Source organism: Gelidibacter salicanalis (assembly GCF_007997285.1).
GTDB lineage: Bacteria > Bacteroidota > Bacteroidia > Flavobacteriales > Flavobacteriaceae > Gelidibacter > Gelidibacter salicanalis.
Window position 1 is genome coordinate 52,914 of the sequence record NZ_VORX01000005.1, and the last position, 22,929, is coordinate 75,842.

Consider the following 22,929-nt stretch of genomic DNA (forward strand, 5'->3'; position numbering starts at 1 on the left):
CGATAATGTGTGTGCGAGAAGATACCATTACTTATATCCATAGTTCCTGTTGCACAACTCTGTTGATAAAGTTAAAAGAATATTGCGATATCAGTTAATAATTTTATAATTTGTTGATATGTAAGGCAAAAAGAAATATCAAGAAAAGTTGAGTTGAGATAACTATTTTACGAATAGGGCATAGTTAAGAACTGTTGGACTATTAATTTTAAGATTCATAAATCAATAAGCATTAAAGTTATGAGTACAACACCTGACCATAAAAATGATAAGCGCAATCAGCCTCAGCAAAATTCTGAACGCGACTCAAAAGATTCCAGCGCCAATGTATCTCAAAAAGGACAGCGGACTGAAGGGGCCAATGACGACCAATCCTTAAACTTCAACCATGCATCTCTGCGCGATGTTGAACTGCGATGGCAAGAAATAGAAAGTAGCTATAGAAACTATTACCCGAATCTGACGGATGAAGACCTAGAGTACCATGAAGGGACGTTTGATACGGTTATGGCCCGCATTGCCAAGCGCACCAATAAAAGTGTACAAGAAGTCAACGACGAAATTTGGGAGTGGGATTCGGATTATTTCGACCCTAATGAGGCCTCAAATCGCTCATAAACTCACCTCAATTAATGAGAATTATATGAAAAAATCCCAAAAAATTTCAACCTAACTTTTTATTAGTCTGCTGTTAAGCTGTGGCAATGAAAAGAAAACAAATTCGGCTTACCTTGATGAAGCTCCCGCAAGCGCTCCCATTACTAAGACTATCCCTATGCCAAAGACAGTGTGGATAACACTGGCAATGTGGTAGATGCTGTAGACAATGACCTGCGTACGAGCAAAATGTTCGCAAATCTCAATTATACTGATGAGCAAATTGATCAATATAGAATCATTGCCCGTGAGAAACGAGAAAATTGGAAGGCCACTAATGCCAACGCCAAAATGTATGCCCAAGAATGGTTGCGCCAAGAGGCCAAAAACATGAAATCACTTCTCAAACCAGCACAATTCGAATTGTATCAGCAATGGCGGAAAGATAATCCATTATAGGACTAAAACTTTAGGAAAGCATATGATTTCTTAAAACCGTAAATTACTCAATAACTAACCCTATCCTATTGATGGGGTTTCTTTATAAGGCAGATACTCCGTAAGGTTTTTGATAGTGTCAGTCCATCTGAATAGTTCCATTTTTCTCATTCCTAAAGCTATCGAGTGTTGATGCACAACAACAGAATATGATTGTCGGATATCAAATTTTTAGGTGAACTAGATATTGTGTTATTATTTTTTTATAACTTACTTACATGGAATTAAAAATTCAGCGTAAACAATTAAAATTTGTTCCCGATTCTAAACGCGTGGTGACACGGTTCTTTAACAATGGCGATGACCGGACACGGCAATTAATACTAAGGATTCAAGAGTTTTCAGACGCTAAAGTTGCTGATGAGCTTGCCAAAACCTTAAAGGAATTTAAGGGACGACATCGCAACTTAAAAAAAATATTTAAGACACATTGCGGGCATTTTGAAGGCTTAATCAACAACATGGGGATTGCTTTTGAGGAACTTTCTGAAGACCGTAAAATGCTCATCGGTTCTTACTGCACCATGGAATATTCAGTAGAATCGACTGCGCTTTTTAATCCGTCAATGATTGAAGATTTTAACCAATCGTTCTTAAAGAAGGGAGAAAAGCGGGTCATCATTTCCTTTCGAGCTACCGGAGAAGGTCATCTTTCCTCCATCGTATTTAGAAAAGCTATTTTAGATAAAGACAATAATCTATACGTGATTAAGGTTAGAAATCATATAGACCTACCGGAAATTGGCTACAAGATGTCTTATGATAAAGAACGATTTGTCAATAAGATGCAGGAAATTCATATTCCTGAGCACTATATTGCTGAGATTATGGATCCGCTGCCCGATCGGTTTGAATATTATGATCTCAAAGATGCTGTGAATAAGCTTTTGAAAGATAACCATATGGAGGCTTCCAAAACCCTGGCCCTGCAAGAAATGACTTGGTTGGTGGACTCCTATTATGATTTAAAGTTTCACGAACAAAGTGATATTAGTGAACGCGTGATATTTCCTAACTCTCCCTCTGAGAGTAGGGGTATAGAAGATGCACGATTTGTAAGGTTTCAAGAGGATACTGGTGAGGAAACCATTTATGCCACTTATACGGCCTATAATGGCCATACCATTATTCCCAAATTACTCAGTACCCACGATTTTTTAAACTTTCGCATTATGCCAATTCATGGGAATGCCGCGCAGAACAAAAATTTCGCCTTGTTCCCACGTAAAATTAATGGGAAATACGCCATGCTTGCGCGTATAGACGGGTATAACAATTATATCATGTTTTCTGACCGCATCACCTTGTGGAATGATCCCATAAAATTACAGGAGCCAAAATTTGCTTGGGATTTGACCCAGATAGGGAATTGCGGATCTCCAATTTATACAGACGAGGGTTGGCTTATTTTAACCCACGGCGTAGGTCCAATGCGACGGTATTGTATTGGTGCCTCACTTTTAGATTTGAACGATCCTACCCGAGTAATTGGACGGTTAAGGGAGCCCTTGATTTCGCCTAGCGAAGAAGAGCGCGAAGGTTACGTGCCCAACGTGGTCTATTCCTGCGGCGGGCTCATCCATAATGACCATTTAATCATTCCATATGCGGTTTCTGACTATTCATCTTCCTATGCTACCGTAAAATTGTCCGAGTTGTTAGAAGCCCTAAAAACTTCGCTAGATTAATTGGTTTTCGGTAGTTTTTTCAAAAGCTTGTCGTGCCATTAAATAGCTTATGGTCGATTCTGCGCCTTGGTTGAGGTTGACGTTATTAAGTTCTAACCCATCAAAACATCCTGTGGTGCACGGATTGTAAATGATTCGCTTAAGATGGTTATTTCCCAAAAACCAGCTAAACGCTAATTCCATTTTCTCCTCATAGCCTTCATTAGAAAATATTTGGTGAAAGTTTTTCAGGGCGAGAATGGTGTAGGCTACATCAATAGGTTGTTGCCCTCCGTAAGAAGCGTTTTTCAGGGAATCGCCTCGTAAAAACCAGGTTTGATTAGAGATCACTCTAAATTCCCCGTTTATGAATAAATGTTCCAACAAAAAATTGAAGGATTCGTAGGCCACGATTTTAAATTCTTCAATTTCCGTCAATTTATAGATTTCAAATATGGCTTCTGGTAAAACACTGTTGCCATAGGTGAGATACGGTTCAAACCATTTCCAATCTTTTCGCGATTCGTGCTTATACATTTTGATGAGTTTAACGCCCAATTCATATACAGTTTCTGCATATACAGTATCAGTGGTGGCTAAATTGGATGCTGCCAAACCTTTAATTATAAAGGCCATCGCTCTTGGCGAATTGAAGCGTCGCACGTTTGGCAAAAACTCATCCAAACACTCTTTTGCTCTATTAATGATATAGGCATAGGACGGAGGGATTAAGGTGGCTATCTGTAAGAGGTGTCCCAACGCCCAAATGCCTCTTCCATTGGAATCTTCTAGGTTTACAGTATCATTTTGGGCTGTAAATGCGGCATTTATATTTACGTAATTATAAAACCGCCCATTATAGCGTTGGCAATTGATAATGAAACTCAAATAGTTGATCAGTGGTGGCAACAAGGCTTCATCTTGCGTTAATTTATACTGTTCGCACATCACAATTAATGCTCTTGCATTATCATCTAAAGTATAGCCAGATTCGAGATCGGGCTGATTTAATTGTGCAAATTGGATGACGCCCATATCAGTGGTCATTCTAAAAAGATGATCAAATTGTAAATCAGGTTTTTTATAGCCCAAAATCAAGTCTTTAGCATAAGTTTTAAATAACTGACCGTGGCTCAAAGCTGAATTCTGCCACGAAGTAGAGGCAGAGGCATGTAAACCGTTTAGCCCTAAATTTTTTCGATACTGCTTATCGTTTAACAGCGTTCGTAAATGCTTGGCCAGCATGGCGCTGTTTTCAAAATCGAACAACAAACCTTTGTTCTCTGACAAAAACTCTTTGGCATGAGGAATAGGGGTAGAAAGTATGGGACACCCACAACTCATGGCGTAGGAGAAAGTGCCACTCACCGCCTGATTGGGGTCTTTAGAGGTAAAGAGGTAAATATCTGTTAGTTGTAAATATTCCAATAAGGTGTCCAAAGGAAGGAATTCGTTTACAAAAATAACCTGTTTGCTCAAGTTAAGCTGCTGTATTTTATCCTGCAGAAATTCGCGGTATACTTCGCCTTCATTTTTGATTAAGGTGGGATGCGTTTTACCTAATACTAAAAATCGAACGTTTGGAAAATCAGCAACAATCTCTGGGAGCGCTTCCAAGGTGGTTTCTATACTTTTTCCGGGACCTAAAAGCCCGAAGGTGGATAGCACTGTTTTGCCCTGCAAACCATATTTAGATTTTAGTTTGGATTTGTTTTTATGCCGGATCAAATGAGTGCCGTGGGGAATGACCTCAATTTTTGAGGGCTGAATGCCGTAACTGTCGATTAAAATCTGTTTGGATGTGGCGGTCATCACGGTCAAACCAGTGGCGGCAGATGAAATGGCCGAAACATGTGTTTTAAATTCTGGGGCAGGATTGGGAATTACGGTATGGAACGCAACGAGTATCGGTTTTTTAATAGCTTCTAAAAACGCTATGAAGACGTCGGAACAGCCATTATAGAGCCCGAATTCATGCTGAATATACACCAATTTTATAGCGGATTCTGAATTGATTTGTGCCGCTAAGCTCTGATAACTCTCAGGATTGTCAGTATTTAAACTGAAATTGAAGTGATCAGCACCTTTTAAAGGGTGTTTTTCATTGTAAAGTGCGCAAATCTCGAGCGCGCAGCTGCTGCCAAAAACACCTTCAACACTCTTTTTTAAATCTTGTGAATAGGTGGCAATCCCGCATTCGCGTGGGGGAAAGGTAGTGAGCATTAAAACCGAACCGTTCTTTTTTAAAACGTCTGAATGTTCATATGGTTTATGTTGCGACATAAGTGCTGCCTTTCTCTGAAAAGAACTCGATTTTTTGAGGGTTAAATCGCGCATAATTTCGATTTTTAGGTATTAATTTTTATAAAATTACCCTTAAATCAGCCCCAAAAAGCGCTCTAAAAGTTCCATTACGAGCCTTAAAAGGATTGTATCACATTAAAATGCTATTCAGCACATTGCTGCGGAGTTCTAATTATTTTTTCAGTCGATATTTAGTTATTCTCAATCATTAGTGTCCGATAAAAATAAATAATAAATTAACAAACTCAATTAAAGCAAGGGACATTAGAAGATTTCTGTAATGAGACCTTTCATTTTAGAAACTGTTTCTACCGAGAGGGAATGTGCGATTTTAATTTAAATGATCGTTGTTTGTCAGTTAGTTGCAAACAAGTCTTAATTCTTTATTCTAACAGCGCAGCGGTCTTGATTCTTTATCGGACAACAATGATTCTCAATATATGTTAAGGTAATTGTTAATTAACAGAACCTTATAAAAAACGATTTTCTTTGCCAGAGATAATATGTATGTCGTGGGGTCACGCTAAAAACTACGAATATGATATTGAAATTTGACTACAAAAAAGTCTATGCTCCGTATATCAATTGAGATTATTTACAAACTGATAACCAAAAAACTATAAAAATCCATTAACCCTTATCCTAATGAGGTGTTAGCTGAAATACGCTTGACGAGTCCGGCAAACATTCAAACTGCTTTGGAAAGTGCAGAAAAAGCTCAAAATAAGTGGACAGTCACTACAGCGAAGGAGCGGGAAGCTATTCTCCTAAAAGCAGTAGAAATTGCAGAAAGACGCCGTCCGGAATTGGCCAAAGCATTGATTGATGAGGGTGGGAATGTTTTTGGTAAAGCCATATTTGAAGTTGATTATTTGGTGAGTGCCTTAAGAATTGCCGCGGGCCAAACACGACAAATTGGAGGCGATACCATGCCAGTAGAAGACGCAAATCGGATTTCGTTGACTTACAGACTGCCTTTAGGAGTGGTTGTAGGGATTGGACCATTTATTGTGCTAAAGATTATGATGTCGCGATTACCTTATCCAATGATACTTATTACGGCCTGTCGTCCGCAATTATAACCAATGATTCACAGAAGGCATTTGACTTCTCTTTAAGAGTTGAAGCCGGATCTGTACATATCAATGATAATGCTTTTGATGATGATCCTAATGCACCATTTGGTGGCTTTAAAGGCAGTGGTCATGGAAAAGAAAACGGTCAATATTCTATTGAAGATATGACCCAGTTAAAATGGGTGACCGTTCAATTAGGGGAGCGTCCATTGCTGTTTTAACTGACTGGCTATAATTACGACATGTACAAAATTTCGTTTTATTGTTAAAGTGAAAGAGCCCTTAAGATAGGGCTTTTTTGTATGCAGAATTGGCGCTTATTCTAAAGTTTGCTCTCCACCGCCGTTGACAAAAAGAGTTTGTCCGCTTACCCATTCAGAAATTGGTGCGGCAAAATAAAGCATGGCCCCAGCAATATCCTCGGCAGTGCCCAATCTTTTAATTGGCGTGTGTTTTAACATGCTGCGTTCAATTTCAGGTGTTAAAACACTTTCCAGCGCTGCGGTACGTGTTGCTCCGGGGCCCACGGCATTAATGCGGACTTCAGGACCAAAATCGTGCGCGAGGTTTGCAACCGTATGGTTTACCGCGGCTTTCGATCCTCCGTAACCGCTTATATTCGGGCTTTTATTGATACTAGACATGGAGGTAGTGAAAACAATCGACCCATAGCCTGCTTTTTTCATATACGGCACGGCGAGTTGACATAAACGCCAGCCGCTAAAAACATTCAGCTCATAATCTCTCTTAATGTCTTTGACGGAAATTTTAAACGGATGTTCACGTCCGCCACCACCACCGCCTGCGTTGTTGATGAGAATGTGAATGCCTCCCAGTTCTGAAACAGTGGTTTCTACTAAGTTCACCAAGTCGTCATCTTTTAAAACATCACACCGCACGGCTATGGCCTTCACGCCTAAAGCTTCAATATTCTTTACGGTAGCTTGGGCATCCTCTAAATTGAAATCGCCTATAGCGATTGTTGCCCCGTGTTTTGCTAATAAGAGCGCGGTTGCTTTGCCAATACCATTTGCACCTCCCGTAACAATGGCAATTTTCCCAGTTAAATCAAAAAGTTTATCTCTTTCCATGAGTAGTTTTATGTCGTACTATTTTCATTTTTAAGGTACGTATAAAATATTTAAAATGATTATGTTATAGGTGGCTTTTGTTTAGATCATCCATTAAAACTAGGAGTGATATGGACTTACTCTTGGGGTCCTAATTTTAATCTCCAGTGTTTTTATCCTTGGGATTCAAAAACACATATCAACAGGCAAATTTCATCAACCTAAGGATTGTTTAGAGCACTTCTTAACCGCTATTTGTAAATTTGTATCCTTTATTTAGTCTTGCACTTTTAACAAGATGTCGTTTGCTTCTTCAGTGCTAAGATGCTTTAGTTTTAAATTTTTAATGGAACCGGAAAAGCCGTTTTTAGCATCGCCCACCTGCTCTAGAGGGAACATCAGCGTTTGTTGGTAGTTGAAACCGTTCGGCAAGCCTTCTGTTTTTTTATAGGCTGTCAGGTGTTCTATTTCTTTGCCATTCACGAACAGCATCACACCTTTATAGTCGGCCACTAATCTGATGGTTTGCCAATTTTTATGTTCGGGGCTAAAATTAAACGTATAGGTATAGCCGTCGCGCGAAAATCCTAATTTCCCTGTACCCTCGGTGTTTAAGGTGATTTTTCCGTAGGCACTTTGAAAAAGAATAGCATTTGCTCGGTTGTTCGTGCTCAAATTGAGATCAAAAGACACATCATAATTATACCCAAAATTGGTCCCGCCTAAATTGAGCGCTTTCTTGCCTTTAAAACGGATGGCTTTTCCACCCACTTTTGATGTCATGGCGTTCAATTCGGCCTCCGTATACCTACCACTCATATTAAGATTTGGGCCGTCAGAAGAGAGGTTGGCCAGAGTTTGGTAGTCTTCAAATGTTTTGATTGGGGCCACTTTCCAATTTTTGGTGCCCAGTACTTTTAGAGCGGGGATGGTGCGGTAGTGCACATCCATTTGCGAAATTCCGTTCCCGGATACGTCGTTCCATACGGCGAAGGTAGCACCCAAAAGTCCCTTTTGGAAGTCAGGCAAGGTGACCGCTGTGTTTACTTTTTCAGGTCGGTAATTTGAATAGAGCCAAGAAATGTCCAAAAAGTCTCTGTAATAACCGGCGGCGGGCACAATATAAAGCCAGGTATCAGGGGTAGAGATGATGTCAAACCCATCGTCCAGCATTTTTTCGGCATTCACCCAATCTTTACTCCAAGCGTTCATAACTGCATTGCCCACAGGTTTTACGTCGGTTAAAGGATCATCTTTCAACCACTCTAAACCGCCCCAAAGTCGTGGCGTTTTGCCCGAATCTGCAATATAATTTAAGTAATGATTGGTAAATTCCCTAAATCGCTTGGCTTGGGCATTATCTACATCTCTGCCTTTACCTTCCTTAATGTATTCATCAGTGCCTATATGTACATCAGGGCCAATGAATACCGGGTTGTCGCCTTTAATGTATTCATCAAACAGCTTATCGAAAAAATCGTAAATAATTGGAAGTTTATCATCTTCAAGAATGGCTAAGTGATCGTCAGCATAAGGTGCTGATGCCATCAATTCAGGATTGTAGCGCGTAAAAGCCAAGGAGTGCGCAGGGATATCAATCTCAGGAATGACGTTTACGCCATACTGCATGCCTAAGCGTTGCAAGTCGCGGAATTCGTCTTTGGTATAATGGCCATCTTCAGCAGCCAATCCAGGGTAAGTGTCACTTTCCAGTCGGAAAGCTGCATAGGTTTTTGACCAATCATTATTATAATGACTACTAAAGGCATTGTCATTTAAATGCACATGAAATTCGTTCATTTTGTAATACGATAAAATTTTCACGTAGGCTCTCAAATAATCAATTGTAAAAAACTTTCGTCCCACATCGAGCATAAATCCTCTATTTGGATAATCAGGATGATCTGTAATAACGCCAGAAGGAATTGTCTTGTGGTGGTTTTCTGAGAGTTGTAACAGCGTGCGCGTAGCCCAAAAGACGCCTTGTTTCGACGCGCCAGAGATGGTAATACCTGCATTGCTGTCTAAGTCTAAATTATACGCTTCTTTGTTTTGTAGTGAAGTATTGCTGTAGGTTAAGAGGATTTCATTCGATGAGGTTGCTGTATGGCTTGAGGTCGCCGAGATGCTGGCCTTAACTTGGAACATACTCTGCAATTCTTCCTTGAGCTGTGTGGCAATGGACATCAAACTGTCATTTTGAGTAGTGTTGACTTTAATTAGAATAGTATTTGGCAATGTATAAGTCCCATCTTTTGAGTCGAACTGTTGTACTTCCGGAATCACTTTTAAAGCGGTTACTTGTGAATATATGTGAGTTGTTGAAACAGATAAGAACAGTACGCATAAACTGATTTTAATAAAGTCATTTAGTTTTTTCATGATAAGGGGTGGTTGTAAAGTGATTTGTTTGATACTTCTGTTAGGCATCATCCTCAATGAAACAAAGTATTAATTAAGGTGTTTATAAAGAATGCTGATAAACCAATCTGGTGTCCTTTAAATTGTTTTTAAAACTATGACATAATTCTCTTTTAAAAGGAGGTGTATTTATGCATTCTAGTGGTTTATTTCAGATTTGGGATCTTTATGAGCCAATAAGCTATGTGTTTAATGATGCAATTAAAGTAAAGTCATTTTTTTTCCAATAGTTCAATAAAGCGATGGAACGTTTTTTTAGTAATACTCCAATCTGGTGGTTTAATATCGCCCCAAGCTTTTGGCGTATCTGACATGTTAAAATAATTCACCCCGATAATTTGGTTGTCTTTACGGATAACTTTTGCGGCATCTTCCAGCCATTTTGTTTGAAAATCCTCTGGGCCTTTGACTCCAAATTCAGTAATAAATAGTGGTTTGTTAATAAAACGCATGCGCCATTTTTTACGATTGTATATAGTCGCAAAAGATTCTTGTTTATTGGGGTCCGTAATGTTTTTATCGGGTAGACCGTAAATGGCAATACTTATATAATCAACCACATCGTTTCCAGGCCACCATTCTATAGAACCACGGTCTCCTGCCGGGCCCCAAACTCTTTTAATCTGAGACGGAAGTGGCTTTTGAAAAGTCATAAAATAACGAAAAGATTTTATGTAGTCCACCGGGTTTTGACTTTGCCATGGGTAGCGCGAAATAGGGATTTCCATTTCATGAGCGTACCGTAGATAAATTTTGCTGGATGAGTTCAGAAGGATGTTGTAAAACTGCCGGATTTCATTATCGTAGTTTCCATTAGTTATATGTTGAAGTACATTTAGGTCAGTGCTTTCATCAACGTTTCGGAAGGGTTCAAATGAAACGATGACATCATGTCCACGACGTTCTACTTCTTTAAAACTCTTCTGAAAAGAACCATTGTTGAGGTTGCTGAAATCCACGAACAGATGCTCTACAGTTACTGCGTTTTCATCATTCAATAGGGATTGAGGGTCATAGACACCAATTTCAATAGGACTTTGTGCGCGAGATTCAGTTTCGAAATTGAATCTTTTAAAATTTTCATTCGAATATATGATGTCTCGATGCGCATCAATATGCTTAGATAAGTTATTGAGCATCTGATGGTCTACAGAATCATTGGCGTTTTGCTTAGATCCCAACACAATAATCGGCTTGTCCTGAAAGCGTAAACGATGAATCCGTCTCATTAAGTCGTAGGAGATTGCGTAATTTTTGGGGTACACATTTAAGAAGCTTTCTGAATCATTTTTTAGGGTAACTGAAGCAGCATCAACATAAGAATCACCAGGAAAATATTCCATGGCGCCTGGGTATCCTGCTGGTGCCCATACAATTTTTGCCTTAGGTGCATACTGTTTACACAATTTGGAGAAATGTTGAAAAGCATCAATATACCAGCCTGCTAATTGCCAAGGATAGAGTTTGACGGGCACTTCCATTTCAGGATTAAAACGCAGATAAACATTGGTACGGTCTCCAATAAAATCAGTACACATTTTTTTAAAAATGTCGTCATATGCGCCATCAACAACATCCCTTAACGGCTTGCTGTTGTAGGACATGAAGCTTCGGGACCATGTTTCAACCGTAATCAGTACGGGAGTGTTTTTAGGAATGTTGGCCAGTAGTTTCTTGTCAATATCCCAGTTGTTTTTATCGAAAAGCTTTAAAGTGAAGTGTGGAAATGTATCAAAATTTTCAATCGGCGCAGATGAGCTAAATGAAACTTGGCCTAATACGGGCGTGTTCACATTCATCTCTATCGAATTGCTCTTAAATGTGGCGGCTATTTTATTAATGGCATTATATTGATATGCCATGTAACTAATAAACAGGAGGAATACGCCAATAAGAATTATATAGAGGTAAGCTTTTTTCATTACAGCGTGTTTCAATATTAGATTTTTTTAATTGAGTATGGCGAATACTTGACCAGGTTAATGCATTTAGTTTTTAAGAGACTCTTTTATGTATTTACCTTGATACTGCACCCATGCCGCAATTTTAGTTCTGGCGTTTAAAAGCTCTGCCTCCATTTGAGGGTTATAAAGATCCATCAGCTCTTTAGGGTCGGTTCTTAAATTGTATACCTCTACAGTATTTTCTGATTCATTAAAAATATACTTCATGTCTCCAGTGCGATAACCAAAGAGATAATCTGACCACGGTGCAAAGTAATAGGCTTCATCTGAACGCGTAGTTAATAAATTTTGACCTTGCCAAACCTTATGAGGTTGCACGTTTATAATGGGAAGAATAGTTGTAGCCAAATCTTTCATACTGGCAATACCTGGTACACGTTGACCATTAAATAATACGGGATTAATTAAGTAGAGAGGTACTTTTAAATTTTCTTCATAAATGCCAGTACCATGACCATATTGTGAATGCTGTCCAAAGGCTTCACCATGATCTCCAGTCACAACCACAAGTGTACTAGAAGCTAAATTTCTATCTTCTAACATCTGCATTACTAAGCCTATCAGTTCATCGTTGCGTTTTAAGCAATTGAGGTATCTGTTAAAACTTAAATTTGAAACATTAAAATCATGCTCTTTGTCTTCAAAGAAGTAAGGATAATGTCCTTGTACAGTCCAAAGCATTGAAAAGAAATTTTGTTCCGGATCTTGATCCAACCACGTTGACAGCCGGTCCGCTAAGCATAAATCATTAATGCCATTTCCTTCTTTATAATTTTCATCGGCCAGTTGAAATTGATCAGTGCAGGTGATCTTTGAAAAATCCTCTACCAAATCAAAGTTTCGATGCGCTAAATAGGTGTCGCAATTTTGGAACCGAAGGTCAGATGAGGTGAAAAATGAAGTTCGGTAGCCATTAGTTTTGAGTTCTGAAGAGATGGTTGGATGATTAATATCTGGATTTTCTTGAGTGATACTTTTAAAGGAAAGGTCAGGATACATGGATGCGAGAATGGAAACCATTGAAAAATTTGTAGCAGGACTGTGCGCATACATCTGATCAAAAATCAGCGATTGCTGAGCATACTTGTTCAAATTCGGGCTTAAATTAAAGTTTCCACCATAAGCGTCAAAATAGGTTGACCCAGCCGATTCAAGTACTATGACCAAAACATTCTTCACGTGATGGTCCTCTGGCAATAAAATGGGGTTTTCCAATGGTGAGCTTTTTGCAGGATCAAATGGGACTTTAACAGAATTATTATCATAAGCGAAAAAGGACGATTTAGAATTGGCAATTATCGCAGATTGCAAAAAAGCAGTGATGGCATTTTCCGATTGACCTTTAGACCAGGTTACTTCAGTTCTATTGGAGAAATAGAAAAGTACGAATAGGGATATGCTCAAAAGAGCGAGGGTCATATACTTTAACGTTTTACGCTCGTTTAAATATTGATAAACGTTGTATAACATATAGGCTAAAAGAAGTAAGGAAACGGAATATGCCATTAAATTGAAAAGAATGGTATTGGACATGTTTTCTTGTAGAGCCGTCTTTGCATCTTCACTACCCAAAAAATCAGAATAATACAGCCATTGGTAGGTAAATGGTTTTCCTAGCAAAAGCACTGTCTGAATATTTATGAAGGCGATAATTGTTGAAAACAAGGCAAACACTATAAATAGTACTGTAAGCGTTTTTTTAAAGGTGATGTTCTTGATTATAAATACACCACAACTGAATACAATAGTCATAATTGCAGTAATGTTTAAATCTTGAAAACTTGCTCTGGTAACCTTAAGGATGAGTTTAGGATTTTTAATCAAATTTGAAAAATTTAATTGCAAAACCTCTATCCGCGCCAGTGCTTGAAGAAGTATTACACTGATGCCCACAAAAACGATAATATGGACGTAAGAGACGGGTGTATTAAAGAGACTTTTCTTGCCTCTTTTAGCTAGCAAAAACCCGGTTAAAATAATAGCCAGTAGAAGTAATAAGACCCAGCCTTTTGATAGTAATTTTGATTCTGTTTTTGATTTGGAGATTGAATAGGTTGCGGTCTTTTGTATAGGGTTTTCATCAGAGATTAAGACCGTGCCTCCAGATTGCAAATCCCAATAATCACTGTAATGTCCTTGTTTGTTTTTTGTAATCCAGAAATTGTAATTGAGATTGGAGTTTTTTGGAAGATTTAAAGCGAGTTTAAACGTGTCTCCAACGGCAGACATTGGCGTATAAAATAGCCCATTACTAAATTCAGTATGTTCATTTAAGCTGACAAGTTCTTCTTGCGATGCATCTTCAGTGCTCCAAACGAGATACACCTCACTGGAGAGCGGAGCAATATAGGAAAATTCTTTGGCCAGAAAAGAATGATTAGGAACTTGGGGAGCCATGACATTGACGGCGTTCTCTCTTGTGTTGGAAACCGAACTAAACACAACAAAATGAAGTAAAAAACACGAAAAAAAGGTGACAAATAATTGCTGGTGTTTTGAAATCATATCTTATAGCGTAAACCTTAAGGAACAAAAAGTAACGGTTCTAAATAAGATTGGTTACATCATTGAGGCTTCTAATTTAAGGAATTAATTCAAAAAAGAAAATTATGAAGTGTTTTCAAGAGCACATTCGTATACTTTATCAACACGTTTTGAACCTATGTACTCCAATTTTCAATTGTAACTTTGCAACCATATCCAACTTATAATTTTATGAAGGACCAACAACTCAGACTAAAAATTCCATGGCCTACCAAAGATGTCATGCAACAGGTGTATGAGAGGGGTCTTTGGGGTAGGAATACATCTGAATTTTACTCAGGTGAAGGATCTCATGACCCAGAGTTGGTGATGCCTTATGTTGAGGTTGTCTCTTCATTTTTAAACTCGTTTGAGACACCTTTGAAGGTGTGCGATTTGGGGTGTGGCGATTTTAATATCGGCAAGGACTTGGTAAAGTTCACAGGGTCTTATATAGCGATAGATATTGTAGAAGATCTTATCCTCTTTAATAAAAAGCACTTTAACGCTGATCATCTGGAGTTTGGCTGTTTGGATATTGCGGTGGATGAATTGCCGGCGGGTGATTGTGTCATATTAAGACAGGTGCTTCAGCATCTCTCCAATGTTGAAATTACCCAGATTTTGGCAAAATTGTCAGACTTTAAATATGTTATCCTCACGGAGCATATTCCAAGTGGATCCTTCATTCCAAATAAGGATCTAATTTCCGGCCAGGGCATCCGACTCAAGAAGCAAAGTGGTGTCAATGTGTTGGCACCTCCATTCTCTTTTCAAGTAAAGGACCATCAAACCTTAGTGTCAGTGGTTCCTAAAGATGGAAAAGGAATTGTAGTGACCACACTTTATACGGTTTTTTAGCCTGATGTCTTTTTGAGGACTTGTCACTGCTTTTAAAGTGCTATCTAAATTAATAATCTTATTTTTGTAGCTCTAAATTAATCTTCCACCAAATAATAGTTATATGCCGTACCAAGAAGTTTTTGAGCAGTTCTGGATTCAAGTAAAGGAAAGTGTCCAAGATGGAAATTTTGCTAAACTGACTATGGCAAAAACCATCGGGAAACAGAATCTGAAGAACATTTTTGTCCGACCGCAAGCTCTAGAAGAAGGCACTAAACTTCTTATAAAAACCCATTACCGATCTAAAGAAACGGAGGATGACTTACAGGAACTTAACTTAGAGGAGCTCTACGCCATTGTAAAATCGCATCTTAAAACACCGTTTTATTCAGTGCTGCTTTTTACCACATCCAAAGATGTGATGTTTAAAATAAACAAAAAAGATGCCGGGCGCATTACTGAAAACAACCCTACCTTTCGGGACGTCACTGGGGCGAAATCAGACCTCGACTAAACTGCCTTTTTAAATTGCGGTCTGAGGATATATCGTGCGCTGCGGACTTTCAATATTATGGAGGCATCGTTATTTATATCTATTCTAAATTGTTATCTTTGCAATTCGAAAAAGATATTATGAAAAAAATACTAGTAGCGTTAACAGCGTTTTCCTTAGTGGTTGCTTGTGGAAACGACACTAATAAGAAGGACTCCACTTCTGAACAAAAAGCAGCCAAAGAACAAGTTGTCAACGTGTACACCCATCGTCATTACGAGCCGGACCAAAACATCTTTAAAATGTTTGAAGATAAAACCGGCATCAAAGTAAAGGTTATCAACGCCAGTGCTGACGAACTGATTCAAAAAATGAAAATGGAAGGCAAGCAATCGCCTGCTGATGTTTTGATCACTGTAGATGCAGGCCGCTTAAGTCGTGCAAAAGATGAAGGATTATTACAAGCTATTGATTCTGAAATTTTGGAAAACGCCATTCCTGCACATTTACAAGATGTCGACAACCAATGGTTTGGGTTGACGAAAAGAGCTCGGATTATTGCCTATGCCAAAGACCGCGTCAAACCTGAAGACCTATCGTCTTATGAAGACTTGGTAAATAAAAAATGGAAAGGTAAAATTTTGGTCAGATCGTCCTCAAACATCTACAACCAATCCTTACTCGCTTCAATTATCGCCAATAACGGTGAGGCTGCAGCTAAAACTTGGGCTGAAGGTGTGGTTAACAATTTAGCACGTTCTCCGAAAGGATCTGATAGAGATCAAGTAAAAGCTGTAGTGGCTGGCGAAGGTGATATTGCGATTGTAAATTCGTACTATATTGGTAAAATGTTGAATTCTCCAGACGCTGAAGAAGTGAAAACGGCTCAGCAAATTGGCTTGTTTTTTCCTAATCAAGACGGGAGAGGTACCCACATGAACGTGAGTGGTGCTGGGGTAGCAAAATACGCGCCAAATAAAGAAAACGCCATTTTATTTATTGAGTTTTTAATTAGCCAAGAAGCTCAGCAAGTGTTTACTGAGGCCAATTATGAATATCCTGTTTTAGAAAGTGTGGCACCCGTAAAGGATATTAAAGATTGGGGCGCTTTTAAAGAAGATACTTTAGGTTTAAATAAATTAGGAGAATATAACAAGCAAGCAGTTTTGATTTTTGATGCAGCAGGGTGGAAATAGAAACGATGCATTCTCCTTAAAAACGAGAATCAAAAGGCTTAAACGAGATAGTAACAAGTGGTCAGTATTTACACTGGCCATTGTTTTTTTCTTGGCTTTGCCTATCATATTCATTGGGGTGGAATTGTTTTCTGGTCCTGGTGAAACATGGGGTCATATTGTTGAATACCTTTTGCCAGATTATATATTAAACTCGCTATATCTCGTTTTCTTTTGTAGTATTCTTGTCTTGGTTTTTGGCGTGTCATCGGCGTGGTTTGTATCGCGCTTTGATTTTATGTTCCGAAAACAAATGGAATGGCTTTTAATCTTACCCTTAGCCATTCCTTCTTATATTGTAGGCTATGCGTATGCTGGTATTTTTGACTACGGTGGCAGTATGGCTTTGATTTTTAGACAACTCGGCCTAGAGTTTATTCGTATTGACATTATGAATAGGGCCGGACTTGCCTTCGTGCTGAGCATCTCACTTTTTCCGTATGTCTATGTGAGCGCTCGTGCCTTTTTCCTCAACCAAGCTAACAACTTATTAGAAGCCTCAAAAATGTTGGGGGTGAGTGAGCTAAAGACATTTTTTAAATTGATGTTGCCTCTCGCGCGTCCTGCCATTGTTGCCGGCCTGGTCTTAGTGCTGATGGAAGTATTGAATGACTACGGTGCAGCTAAATATTATGGCGTAAATACCTTTACCACTGGAATCTTCAGATCGTGGTTTTCACTTGAAGAACCTCAAACGGCGGTGTATTTATCAGCGTTGTTGATTATTTTTATTTTTGCACTTATTCTGTTCGAAAAATGGCAAGTCCGGAAAATAAAATTCACATCTTCAAAAACAAACAACACCCAAATTCAGAGAAAAGAACCTAGAGGTGGTTTACAATGGCTTATATTTTCTATAGTCTTTTTACCTATTCTCTTAGGTTTTTTACTGCCGGTAGCGCAACTATTGTATTGGGCAGTTATTACGGCGTCAACCGTTTTTGATATGGAATTTATCATTATTTCCCTTCAAAGTTTCGCCATTGCCATCGCCTCATCCCTCATTACCGTCTTTTTTGCCTTATTACTGATCTATTTTTCAAAATGGAGCACGTTAAGTAGTATCAAAAATATCTCCAGAATTGGGGTGTTAGGTTACGCCATACCTGGGGCGGTGATTGCTATTGGGATTATGATTCCCACCCTGGCTTTGGACAAGTGGCTGATTACCATGTTAGGAAAATTCGGTATCGATTCAGGCTTGATCATTAACGGCACGTTACTTGCGCTCTTATATGCTTACGCCGTGCGCTTTTTGGCGGTGGCTTATAATCCTATAGATTCTACGGCCTTAAAGGTGGATAATTCTATTCCTGATTCCTCAAAGGTGTTAGGCGTGGGGAATTTAAAGACCTTCTTTAAAATTGAATTTCCGTTGATTAAAACTGGGGTGTTTAGCGCCGTTATTTTGGTCTTTATCGATGTGATGAAAGAATTGCCACTGACACTCATTCTAAAACCTTACCATATTGACACCTTAGCCGTAAAAGCTTTTGAATATGCCAGTGATGAGATGGTGATGGAGGCGTCTATCCCTTCGCTTTTCATTATCTTTACCGCAATGATACCTGTGATATTTTTAAATAAATTATTGATTAAGAAATAACCATGTTAACAATTAACTCGCTTTCCAAAAGTTTTGATAAAGGCAGAAATTATGCCATAGAAAATGTCTCTTTCACTTTGAAAGCAGGACAAGTATGCGCTATAGTTGGAGAGAGTGGGAGTGGAAAAACAACCTTGGTACGCCTCATTGCAGGTCTTGAACGGCCTGACCACGGGAGTATTGCCATGGGTGATAAAATCATTGCATCACTAGATAAGTTTGTCCAACCTGAGAAACGGAAAATTGGTTTGGTATTTCAAGAATATGCCTTATTTCCGCATTTGACCATTTTTGAAAATGTACTGTACGGACTTTCAAAAATGAAAGATAAAAAAAGTAGAGCTCAGGAAATGTTGGATTTGGTAGGATTGAGCGAGATGGGACAACGCTATCCGCACCAACTTTCGGGAGGACAACAACAACGAGTTGCCCTAGCTAGAGCTTTGGCGCCAGAACCATCATTATTGATATTGGACGAGCCTTTTAGCAACTTAGATACCATGTTGCGTACGCAATTGCGTAATGAAGTGTTTGATATTATTAAAAAAACCGGGGTCACAGTTTTGTTTGTAACGCATGATACCCAAGATGCCCTTTCTGTGGCCGATGAGATTTTAATCTTACAGAACGGAAAAGTCATTCAAAAAGATGTGGCGACAAATTTATATGTGAAACCGAACACCTTATACGTGGCGTCTTTGTTTGGCAGTACCGTGCATATCAATAAGAATTTGCAGAATGCCTTCCGCTGTCCGTTAAAGGAAACCTGTTGCCATGCCATTAGGAACGACAAAATTATTGTGAGTCCGTCGTCTGCGGAAGCGGATTGTGAATATTTGACCACCGCCCAAGTCATTAAAAAAATTCAACTAGGCGATTCTATACAGCTCGTGTTGAAATTGGAGTCTGGAGAGCAACTTACCGTGATGACTCAAGATAAAAATATTGCAGATACTATTTATATTGGCTTCAATTCCAAAGACATTTTGGAATTTGAACAAGAGTAAGTTGATATCACTATAAAATTTTTAAAAATTGATTTTTATGTAATGTAAGATGTTTAAAAAAAAGGGATGAATAATATCCTTGCTTTTCTGTGATTCCATGTTTATTTAAGACAATTCCCAAACTTCAAATTTCTTTGAAGCGTATTGCGTTTTGCTAATCGCCCCTAATCAGGAGTTTACTTCGCCTCGTTTTCTATTATAGCAGTGTAACTCTTAAGCAGTTCTGCCAGTTTTTCAGGATTGTCGTGTGCTACATTGCGGCTTTGGGAGAGGTCGTTTTTTAAATTATAAAGTTGGTAGTATTTACTATTGCCCAATTCAATATTTACGTTAGCATTAATGGCAGGACCATTATAGGGTGGAATCAACAGCCAATCTCCTTTTCTATAGGCAGTTTTTGTAGCAGCTTCCAGAATCAGATCGGTGCGCCCTTGCTTGGCTTGTCCCATTAGGACATCGAGTAAATCTTCACTATCCTGACCTTTACTAGTGCTGCCTACTAGTGTTGCCAAAGAAGCCAATACATCCACTTGAGAAATAAGGGCATCAGAAACCTGAGGTCGAATTTTACCTTTCCAATAGGTAATAAATGGAACTCTCGTCCCTGCTTCAAATAAGCTGTATTTACCACCTCTTAATCCGCCATTGGGATTGTGAGATCCGTTTTTTTCAACAGCATCATCAGCATAGCCATCGTTTAACACGGGGCCATTGTCACTGGTAAAGATAATCAACGTATTCTCTAACAAACCTTCTTGCTCGAGTGTAGCCATAAATTCGCCAATGCACCAATCGGCCTCCGCAATAACATCACCTCTTGGGCCTAATCGCGTTTTACCTACAAAGCGAGGATGTGGGGTACGTGGTACATGAGGCTGTTGCATGGCGTAATACAAAAAAAAGGGTTGGTGTTTGTGTTGCTTCACGTACGCTTTGGCCATTTCTAAAAACTCGTCAGCCATATCCACATCGCTCCATTTGGCAGATGCGCCGCCTTTCATAAAACCAATTCTTGGGATACCGTTAACCACACTATTATTATGCCCGTGATCCCACATCATCGTGACTAATTCAGGATTTTCGAGCGCTGTTGGCTCGCCTTTAAAATTGTTCTGATAATCGACTTTAATGGGGTCTTTAGGGTCTAAATTGACCACGTGTCCATTTTCAATATAAACCGTGGGAACCCGGTCTTGCGTTGCTGCCATGATATAGGAATAGTCGAAGCCTACTTCATTTGGACCCGGGGTAATCTTAACATTCCAATTGGTTTGGCCTGAACCTAATCCTAAGTGCCATTTGCCAACGACTCCTGTATGGTAGCCCTGTTCTTTGAGCATCTTTGGGAGTGTTACTTGGGCAGTATCAATGAGCAATGGCGCTGTACCCGAAAGTATTTGTGCGTCTTTGTTTCGCCATGGGTACACTCCAGTAAGTAAGGCATATCTGCTAGGAGAGCAGGTTGCCGAGCTGGAATGTCCATCGGTAAATTTTATACCACCGTTGGCAAGTTTGTCCATATTTGGAGTATGAATATTTTTGGCGCCGTAGGCACTGACATCACCGTAACCTAAGTCGTCCATATAGATAAAGACGATGTTGGGCTTCGGGGAAATTTCTTTTGGAAACTGTTGTTGACCACCCTTGCATGAGGTGAAAATATTACCCACAATAATGGCGATAAAAAATAACTGAAAAGATTGTTGTCTAAAAAAAAATTTGGTGCTAAACATTTCAATATGGTTTAAGAAACAGCTTTTACTCACGGGTTTTATCCTCCTTTAACATTTTTCGAACACTGCCCCAGAAACTTAATAAAGATCCTGACGACCTATCCGAAAGTTCGGAAAGTAGCACTAAATTGTCAATGTATTGTTGCAAATTTTTCTCTTCGGGGCGGAAGTAAGCCATATTCCATTCCGGAAAAAAGCGTTGGTCAACATTATTTTCCCAGAGCAAGGTTACCGTATTGTGGCGGTCATCAACCTTAATCTTTTCATAAATAGCCTGAACATTATTTTTTTCACCTTCGAGAACCTGAACAAAACTCCCTTTGTGGTAAATGAGGCATCCGGTAACGTCTTTGGCTAAATTAACCGCAACTGCAGTGATGAGAATGGCGTCTAAATCCTCTAATTGTAATCCTGGTCTGGCTTGAGATCTGTAGTTTAATTGGTACATATCATTGGTTTTAGTCATGGAGTGCTGACGCTCATTTGCACGATAGTTCACATTTCTCATAGCACTAAAATAATAAAAACATCCGACATAAATCAGTGGAGACTTTATAACACGCTGAAGAGGTGATGATACCGCATTTTGATAAAAAATGAAATTAAATGCTTTGAGTTTGTCAGTACTTAAATTAAACAGGAGCCTCAGTATTAATTCATCGCTATCTGTGTTTTCTTTTAATCTTGTATTTTTTTACATTAGTGTCCGATAAAAATAAATAATAAACTAACAAACTCATTTAAAGCAAGAGACATTAGAAGATTTCCGAAATGAGACCTTGCATTTTAGAAAATGTTTCTACCGGGAGGGAATGTGCGATTTTAATTTAAATGATCGTTGTTTGTCAGTTAGTTGCAAACAAGTCTTTATTCTTTATTCTAACAGCGCAGCGGTCTTGATTCTTTATCGGACAACAATGATTTTTTTATCGACTGATATATAAAAAAAAGCGAATTGTTTAAAACAATCCGCTTTGGTAGCTCTGACGCATTCCCATTACTATGAACGAGATCAAATACTGTTTAGGTCTTTATTAATTACTGAAAACGGTTTTACCATCTTTAGTTAATAAGTAACTGTCACCTTTGCCCCGCAGTTCAAAGTGTTCATTGCTGTACCAAATGCCTGAAGCTGCCTTTTTTTGGGTTAAATCAATTTGATCGCCACCATTCAAATAGGCTTGTACAGTTCCTTCCGTATTGTTAAAAGTCATATTAAGAACATCGCCTTGAGTGTTTTTTGTTTCAATAAAAACCTTTTGGTCTTCATGTTCAAAAATTACGCTGCCATCTTTTGTTAATTGCAGATCATTGCCTTTGCCTCGCAATTCATACTGGTCATTTTTGTACCAAAATCCGGATGCCGCTTTTTCTGCTGTTAAATCAATTTGCTCTCCACCATTTAAGTACGCCTTAACCGTACCCGCTGTTGTATTAAAGCTGAGGTTCAAAACATCGCCATTTTCATTCTTAGATTCGACAGCAATCATCACATCTTCATGTTCAAAAACAACTTTCCCGTTTTTGCTTAAAGTGACGTCGTTCCCTTTGCCTCTTAATTCATAAACGTCATTCTTGTACCAAATTCCTGATGCTGGTTTCTGACCAGCCAGCTCTGCCGTTTCACCATTGAATGTAATGGTGGCGATGTCTTTTGAATTGTCAAAAGTCATCTCCAAGGTGTTATCATCATTATCGGTTTTTGAAATCGTCACAGGGCTATCAGTAGCCATAGTTGTTGGTTCTGTAGTAGTTGCATCGACGTTGTTTTGCTTGGCATTATCTTTACAACTGGTGATCATAAGTGTTGCTAACATTGCAACAATTAAAAAATTTCTTTTCATTCTTTTTATATTAAATATTTTGGTTTTGCATAATTATGCAGTGGACTG

The 22,929-nt window shown here is 38.8% G+C and carries 18 protein-coding genes; 10 read left to right on the top strand and 8 right to left on the bottom strand.

Going from position 1 to position 22,929, the window contains the following annotated elements:
• Positions 1 to 240: 240 nt before the first annotated feature.
• The 3 genes from ES711_RS11255 (at position 241) to ES711_RS11265 (ending at position 2,783) form a co-directional block, all read left to right on the top strand.
• The gene (locus ES711_RS11255) at positions 241 to 618 is read left to right on the top strand and encodes a hypothetical protein (RefSeq protein ID WP_146893411.1); all 378 of its coding nucleotides are present in this window, start codon (positions 241 to 243) and stop codon (positions 616 to 618) included.
• A 171-nt stretch (positions 619 to 789) separates the two neighbouring features.
• Positions 790 to 1,056, top strand: coding sequence for a hypothetical protein (locus ES711_RS11260; RefSeq protein WP_146893412.1), 267 nt, complete (start codon positions 790 to 792; stop codon positions 1,054 to 1,056).
• A 257-nt stretch (positions 1,057 to 1,313) separates the two neighbouring features.
• Positions 1,314 to 2,783, top strand: a complete 1,470-nt coding sequence (locus ES711_RS11265; RefSeq protein WP_146893413.1) for a glycoside hydrolase family 130 protein — start codon at positions 1,314 to 1,316, stop codon at positions 2,781 to 2,783.
• On the opposite strand, the gene ES711_RS11270 is transcribed toward ES711_RS11265, so the two are convergent.
• Entirely contained in the window at positions 2,775 to 5,099 is a 2,325-nt protein-coding gene (locus tag ES711_RS11270) for a glycosyltransferase (RefSeq protein ID WP_146893414.1), read from the bottom strand. The two genes, ES711_RS11265 and ES711_RS11270, sit on opposite strands and share 9 nt — an antisense overlap.
• 617 nt (positions 5,100 to 5,716) lie before the next feature.
• On the opposite strand from ES711_RS11270, the gene ES711_RS16375 reads away from it, so the two are divergent.
• Positions 5,717 to 6,148 (top strand): aldehyde dehydrogenase family protein, encoded by a 432-nt coding sequence (locus tag ES711_RS16375; protein ID WP_211363073.1) that lies wholly within the window; start codon positions 5,717 to 5,719, stop codon positions 6,146 to 6,148.
• A complete protein-coding gene (locus ES711_RS16620) occupies positions 6,100 to 6,363 on the top strand; it encodes an aldehyde dehydrogenase family protein (RefSeq protein ID WP_394344889.1) in 264 nt (87 codons plus the stop codon). The genes ES711_RS16375 and ES711_RS16620 overlap by 49 nt, the downstream gene beginning before the upstream one ends.
• Before the next feature lie 96 nt (positions 6,364 to 6,459).
• On the opposite strand, the gene ES711_RS11280 is transcribed toward ES711_RS16620, so the two are convergent.
• From ES711_RS11280 to ES711_RS11295, 4 genes are all read right to left on the bottom strand, one after another.
• Positions 6,460 to 7,233, bottom strand: coding sequence for an SDR family oxidoreductase (locus ES711_RS11280; RefSeq protein ID WP_146893415.1), 774 nt, complete (start codon positions 7,231 to 7,233; stop codon positions 6,460 to 6,462).
• A 255-nt stretch (positions 7,234 to 7,488) separates the two neighbouring features.
• Positions 7,489 to 9,594 (bottom strand): beta-N-acetylhexosaminidase, encoded by a 2,106-nt coding sequence (locus tag ES711_RS11285; RefSeq protein ID WP_170245268.1) that lies wholly within the window; start codon positions 9,592 to 9,594, stop codon positions 7,489 to 7,491.
• Positions 9,595 to 9,845: 251 nt separating this feature from the next.
• Positions 9,846 to 11,555: a glycoside hydrolase family 26 protein gene (locus ES711_RS11290; protein WP_146893417.1), complete on the bottom strand. Its 1,710-nt coding sequence runs from the start codon at positions 11,553 to 11,555 to the stop codon at positions 9,846 to 9,848.
• 66 nt (positions 11,556 to 11,621) lie between these two features.
• Positions 11,622 to 14,102: an LTA synthase family protein gene (locus tag ES711_RS11295; protein ID WP_146893418.1), complete on the bottom strand. Its 2,481-nt coding sequence runs from the start codon at positions 14,100 to 14,102 to the stop codon at positions 11,622 to 11,624.
• Positions 14,103 to 14,312: 210 nt separating this feature from the next.
• Between ES711_RS11295 and ES711_RS11300 the strand changes: the two genes are divergently transcribed.
• The 5 genes from ES711_RS11300 to ES711_RS11320 all read left to right on the top strand — a co-directional run bounded on the left by ES711_RS11300 (position 14,313) and on the right by ES711_RS11320 (position 19,304).
• The gene (locus ES711_RS11300) at positions 14,313 to 14,981 is read left to right on the top strand and encodes a class I SAM-dependent methyltransferase (protein ID WP_146893419.1); all 669 of its coding nucleotides are present in this window, start codon (positions 14,313 to 14,315) and stop codon (positions 14,979 to 14,981) included.
• Positions 14,982 to 15,084: 103 nt separating this feature from the next.
• The gene (locus ES711_RS11305; RefSeq protein ID WP_146893420.1) at positions 15,085 to 15,477 is read left to right on the top strand and encodes a hypothetical protein; all 393 of its coding nucleotides are present in this window, start codon (positions 15,085 to 15,087) and stop codon (positions 15,475 to 15,477) included.
• 119 nt (positions 15,478 to 15,596) lie between these two features.
• Positions 15,597 to 16,652: a Fe(3+) ABC transporter substrate-binding protein gene (locus tag ES711_RS11310; RefSeq protein ID WP_146893421.1), complete on the top strand. Its 1,056-nt coding sequence runs from the start codon at positions 15,597 to 15,599 to the stop codon at positions 16,650 to 16,652.
• A gap of 97 nt (positions 16,653 to 16,749) precedes the next feature.
• Entirely contained in the window at positions 16,750 to 18,297 is a 1,548-nt protein-coding gene (locus tag ES711_RS11315) for an ABC transporter permease (protein ID WP_317129870.1), read from the top strand.
• Between the two features lie 2 nt (positions 18,298 to 18,299).
• Positions 18,300 to 19,304: an ABC transporter ATP-binding protein gene (locus tag ES711_RS11320; RefSeq protein WP_146893422.1), complete on the top strand. Its 1,005-nt coding sequence runs from the start codon at positions 18,300 to 18,302 to the stop codon at positions 19,302 to 19,304.
• A gap of 176 nt (positions 19,305 to 19,480) precedes the next feature.
• Here the strand turns inward: ES711_RS11320 and ES711_RS11325 are convergent, their stop codons facing one another.
• The 3 genes from ES711_RS11325 to ES711_RS11335 all read right to left on the bottom strand — a co-directional run bounded on the left by ES711_RS11325 (position 19,481) and on the right by ES711_RS11335 (position 22,881).
• Positions 19,481 to 21,037 (bottom strand): sulfatase family protein, encoded by a 1,557-nt coding sequence (locus ES711_RS11325; RefSeq protein ID WP_146893423.1) that lies wholly within the window; start codon positions 21,035 to 21,037, stop codon positions 19,481 to 19,483.
• 25 nt (positions 21,038 to 21,062) lie between these two features.
• A complete protein-coding gene (locus ES711_RS11330) occupies positions 21,063 to 21,545 on the bottom strand; it encodes a BLUF domain-containing protein (protein ID WP_146893424.1) in 483 nt (160 codons plus the stop codon).
• A gap of 526 nt (positions 21,546 to 22,071) precedes the next feature.
• Entirely contained in the window at positions 22,072 to 22,881 is an 810-nt protein-coding gene (locus ES711_RS11335) for an MliC family protein (RefSeq protein ID WP_146893425.1), read from the bottom strand.
• Positions 22,882 to 22,929: the final 48 nt, after the last annotated feature.